The following is a 4721-nucleotide window of genomic DNA, read 5'->3' as shown; positions in this document are numbered from 1 at the left end:
TAGACGTTAGACATTAGAGGGTAGACGTTAGAAGACTCGCGCGGATGGACTAGAACAACGAGAAAGACTAGAAGCACTAGAAAGACTAGCTTTCCTAGGAATCGAGCCACTCCGTGGCGAGCGGAAAAGGGTCCGTGACCCTCTAACGTCTATTTTTTTAGTATCTTTGTCCTTGACAATAACCATCCCCACCCTAGATATCATGAATGCTAGAGAATATATGATTGTTGACCTAGAAAGAAAGGGAGACAAGCGCATGTTTATCACCGAACAAGTGTCCTCGATTCAACGCAACGAGCAAGGACTGTGGACCGTGGTGTTCGGCACTTCGCGGAGGGTGTTTCGCTACAACCCGGCACGACTGCTCTGCCTCACCAACCCAACGAAAGTGGACATCCGAGATAAAGGACTCTACGTTCGCAACAAACGCATCAGAAAACCACAAGAGGTGCTCTGCTTCTCGGAGGGTAAGCACACCTTCTATCGCGTGACCAACCAATATGGCTGCAGCGAATGCGTGGAAGAAGCGCAGGTGTATATCACACGCACCCCGATAGACAAAAACGGAGGTTCGACATGGGATTACCTCAAGAAGTTGGCAGAGGAGACAGGACTTCGCTCTGAAGACGAAGAACAAGAAGGGGATGCCGGCATGAACTCCCTCTCGGAGCAATATGGGTGGGTAGATGTGAAGCGCGACAATGTGCCGCTCGCACAATATCTGGGAGACAAGCGTGCGCTGACTAGGCACAAATTGCCGAAAGTGGTGTATTTCCCCTTTGGGTGCAATGCCAGTCAAAAGGAGGCGGTGGAAGCTGCGCTGACACATCAAGTGAGTGTGGTGCAAGGACCTCCGGGCACTGGAAAAACCCAAACCATCCTCAACATCATCGCTAACCTTTTGTTGGCGAACAAGACGGTGATGGTGGTGTCGAACAACAATTCGGCAGTGGCAAACGTGGTGGAGAAACTGGAACGTGAAGGACTGGGATTTCTGGTGGCAACACTCGGAAACTCTGAAAAACGGGATGAATTCGTTCGGCAACAACAGCTTTGCTATCCCGACATGAGTGCATGGAAGGTGGAGCAGAGTTCGGCGGTGAAACAAGAGGTGCAATCGTCACTCGCTGCTGTGTCGCAAGGATTTGACGACCAAACCCAGCGTGCTCTGCTACAAGCTGAATTGGATGCTTTGCTCACTGAAAAGCAATATAACGACCAGGGGCAAAACACGAGTGAAAAATATGATGGGCTCAAACGAAAGCCTTCGGCAAAACTCCTGCAACTGCTCCTGGCGTGCAAGATGAAGACGGAGCGCGAAGAAACCTTCAGTCTGTGGCAACGGATGAAATGGGCTTTCACCTTGGGCACTCCTCTCTTCGCATGGCTCAAAGAGCAGCCTTCGCTACTGATAGCACCGCTGGAAAGTGCCTACTACGAAGCGAGGGAAGGAGAAATCTGCGCGAATCTGGCGCGCATCGATGCTCGCCTGCAAGGGATGGATGTGCAAGCGTGTGTGAAACGTCTGCAAACTTCGTCATTGCAGCTGCTCAAACACCAAATCGAGAAACGCTATGCTCACCGCACGCGCCCCATGTTTAGCCAGAAAGACATCAGACACAACACCGAAGCCTTGCTCCAAGAATATCCTGTGGTGCTGAGCACTACCTATTCTGCCAAACGGTGTTTGAGTCCTGACCTTGTGTTTGACTACGTGATCATGGACGAGGCTTCGCAAGTGGACATCAAGACGGGAGCTTTGGCCCTCTCGTGTGCCATGAATGCCGTCATCGTGGGCGATACGCAGCAACTGCCCCAAGTGGTGGACCGAACCCAACGGCAGGCCATCGAAGCCATCTTGAGCACCTATCAGGTGGAGGAGCCTTACAATGCCGCCACACATAGTTTCTTGCAGTCTTGTCTAGAGGTGTTCAAGGATGCGCCCGTCACTTTGCTCAGAGAGCACTATCGCTGTCATCCGAAAATCATAGAATTTTGCAACCAACGATTCTACGGCGGACAGCTCATCGCCATGACCCAAGACATGGGGGAGGAGGATGTGCTGCGAGTGGTGCGCACGGTTAAGGGAAATCACGACCGCACAAGCTATATTCGCCCAGAGAGTGCCGCCACAGGTTCGCACATCAATCTACGAGAAGTTGAGGTGATTCGCCAAGAAGTCATGCCGCTTTATGCCGAAGACGAGAGTGTGGGCATCATCACTCCCTATCGTGATCAAGCCTGGCAAATCAATCGGGCTTTGCGACAAGACCTAGCAAGCACTGTGCACAAATATCAGGGGCGTGAGTGCGACACCATCATCATGAGTATGGTGGACAGTGTGCCGACACCTTTTTCCGACGATGCGCAACTGCTCAATGTGGCAGTGTCGCGTGCCAAATCTCGGCTTTGCATCGTGGTTTCGGGCAATGAGATTCCCCACGACTCCAATTTGGGACAACTCATCGCGTATGTGGACTATCATAATTTTGAGATTAGAGAGAGTAAGCTCCACTCTGTTTTCGACCTGCTCTATGAGCAATACACCGCCGAACGCATAGCCTTCTTGGAGCAGCACCCACCGGTGTCTGAGCATTTATCGGAAACCTTGGTCTACTATACGCTGCAGGATGCTTTGTCGGCTTTGTCATGGAGGCAAATGGGGGTGCTGTGTCACTATCCTTTGTCAAGACTCATTGGCGAATGCCACGAACTCAATGAGCAAGAACGTGCTTTTGCCCATCACCCTCTCTCGCACCTTGACTTTTTGGTCTACAACGTTTTGACTCACCAGCCGCTCCTTGCCATCGAAGTGGATGGATGGCACTACCACCAACAACACGCTACCCAAAGTGCGCGCGACGAACTCAAAAATGAGATTCTCGCAAAGGTTGATTTGCCTTTGCATCGCCTTTCTACCACCGACATCGTTACCCTCGAAACGATGATGGCCTTGCTTCAACAAGCTCTATAACTTACGCCACTCTCTAATGCTTAGTATCGTTTACTCTCAAAAAAGTCCATCGTTATTCGGTAAACGATGGACATTTTTTTGGAAATCTCCGACAAAAAAATATACACATGGGAGAAAACAAAATCACACACATAGAGGAAAATAAAAATCCTTTAATATTTTACTTGCTACACTCAATCCTTGTCACTAAATTTGTGGCAGAAAGCAAGCGACAAAAGGAAGCTGACCAAGCAACTGGACATCAGTATCACAGCTTATCATTTTCTCTCCAAAAACCCTAAGCTATATCTCGAAACCATGGCTAGAGAAAGGAGGAAGTCATAGGCCCTAATCAGGTTTACCTAGAACTGAAGAATCGCTTAATGCCCCCCGTGTGTATGCTCCGCCACACGCAGCAGCAGATGGGTTCTACGCTTGGTTTATTTTGCAATACCGAAGAGGTTACAAACCATTTGTCACAATGATGAGAAAAGAAATAAAGATAGAAGGAGGTTTCCGATGATATTAAAAAATAAGCTACCAGCGGTTCTAGTATTAGTTCTTTTATCTCTAAGCATAATCCATTTTAAGAATGATATTGTTCTCTCTAATGGCGATGCATATATTTTGAATTCATACTTAGACATCATTGATGGTGATAGTATCAAATCAGAGGTACGCCTTGTGCGAGATGCACCATACTTTCAAGGGAACATAAGCAAGTTAGTGGAATATATGTTTTGGTCAAGCACTTCGCTTAAAGAGGTTAGAATGTATAAAATTAGAGATATTTCATTTTACAGAGAGACAGAGTTTCCTAATCAAAAATTTGAGGAAGGAAAAGAGTACTCTCCTGTTTTTGATCCAATGAATAATGTAATGGACTGGCGTAATCATTTGGAAGATCGTCTTGGAGACGTAACATATTGGAAGCGTGAAGATGGTGTTGTTGATTATTATGTTACAACATATTCGTCGGGATTAGGTATGAGGTGCTTAGTTGATATTACATCTGATCAAGAGAAAGCTCAAACTTACAAATCGATCGATGAGTTGTTTGAATGCAAACGTCGAGAATTCAACATATTAAAACAATAATATTGTCTGATATAATCATAGAAGGAAGTGATGCATACAAAATGGCATATGTGAAGTCTTGGGTGTACTTTCTCGTGAATTGAAACGCAACAGCACCCCTTCGGGCAAATACATTTGGTGCAAGGCGCATGCAAAGGCTATGGAACGTCGCAAGCGTTCCGTTCACAATGCTGCACTTGCCCCTGAACTAGTTTGGAAAATCAAGCAACTTATCATTGAACAGCAATGGTCTTCACGACAAATATCAGGGGGGAAGAAAGAAGGAAAGAATACTTCAGGAAGTGCAATACGCAGTTATACATAATCTAGGAAAGTTTAAAGGTGGTTCTCATGAAGAGTATTGGGGATTTAGTAGTAGTGGGACAGAACTATGTTGAAGGAGAAATACGTACATTCTTTCCTTTAAAGCAATGATGCCTATGCAATATCGATTTGACATAATAGATTACTACGGATCGGATGGGTTAAAGAAAACCATTCCCTCTATCGTTCATTTAAAGAATGCTTCAAAGTATGGAACATTTTTCTGGTCTGAAGTGAATCACATAGACCTTGAGTATGCAGAGGAAATAGTTTCCTCAATAGAAATGCTACTGAGAGGCGAAGTCGACTTTTATGAAGGGTTTGGCTTTGAGATGTATATGATAGAGTGTGATAGAGAAAAAGCGGT

4 protein-coding genes are annotated in these 4721 nt (G+C 46.4%); all 4 read left to right on the top strand.

Translation table 11 applies throughout. The features are described from left to right. Positions 1–202 precede the first annotated feature (202 nt). Positions 203–2974: an AAA domain-containing protein gene (locus HMPREF9999_RS01170; RefSeq protein ID WP_009436388.1), complete on the top strand. Its 2772-nt coding sequence runs from the start codon at positions 203–205 to the stop codon at positions 2972–2974. Between the two features lie 498 nt (positions 2975–3472). After that, positions 3473–4051: a hypothetical protein gene (locus HMPREF9999_RS09800; protein ID WP_009436386.1), complete on the top strand. Its 579-nt coding sequence runs from the start codon at positions 3473–3475 to the stop codon at positions 4049–4051. Positions 4052–4109: 58 nt separating this feature from the next. Continuing rightward, positions 4110–4355 (top strand): hypothetical protein, encoded by a 246-nt coding sequence (locus HMPREF9999_RS10675; RefSeq protein WP_009436385.1) that lies wholly within the window; start codon positions 4110–4112, stop codon positions 4353–4355. A gap of 115 nt (positions 4356–4470) precedes the next feature. Next, on the top strand, positions 4471–4721 hold a 251-nt coding region (locus tag HMPREF9999_RS10670), incomplete at its 3' end, for a hypothetical protein (RefSeq protein WP_232301267.1).

Origin of the sequence: Alloprevotella sp. oral taxon 473 str. F0040, from assembly GCF_000318095.2 — a bacterium.
Lineage (GTDB): Bacteria > Bacteroidota > Bacteroidia > Bacteroidales > Bacteroidaceae > Alloprevotella.
This window is presented reverse-complemented; position numbering and strand designations above follow the sequence as displayed.

Coding starts and splice junctions, on each gene's coding strand:
- HMPREF9999_RS01170 (WP_009436388.1), top strand. CDS start 203: ATGAATGCTAGAGAATATATGATTGTTGACCTAGAAAGAAAGGGAGAC.
- HMPREF9999_RS09800 (WP_009436386.1), top strand. CDS start 3,473: ATGATATTAAAAAATAAGCTACCAGCGGTTCTAGTATTAGTTCTTTTA.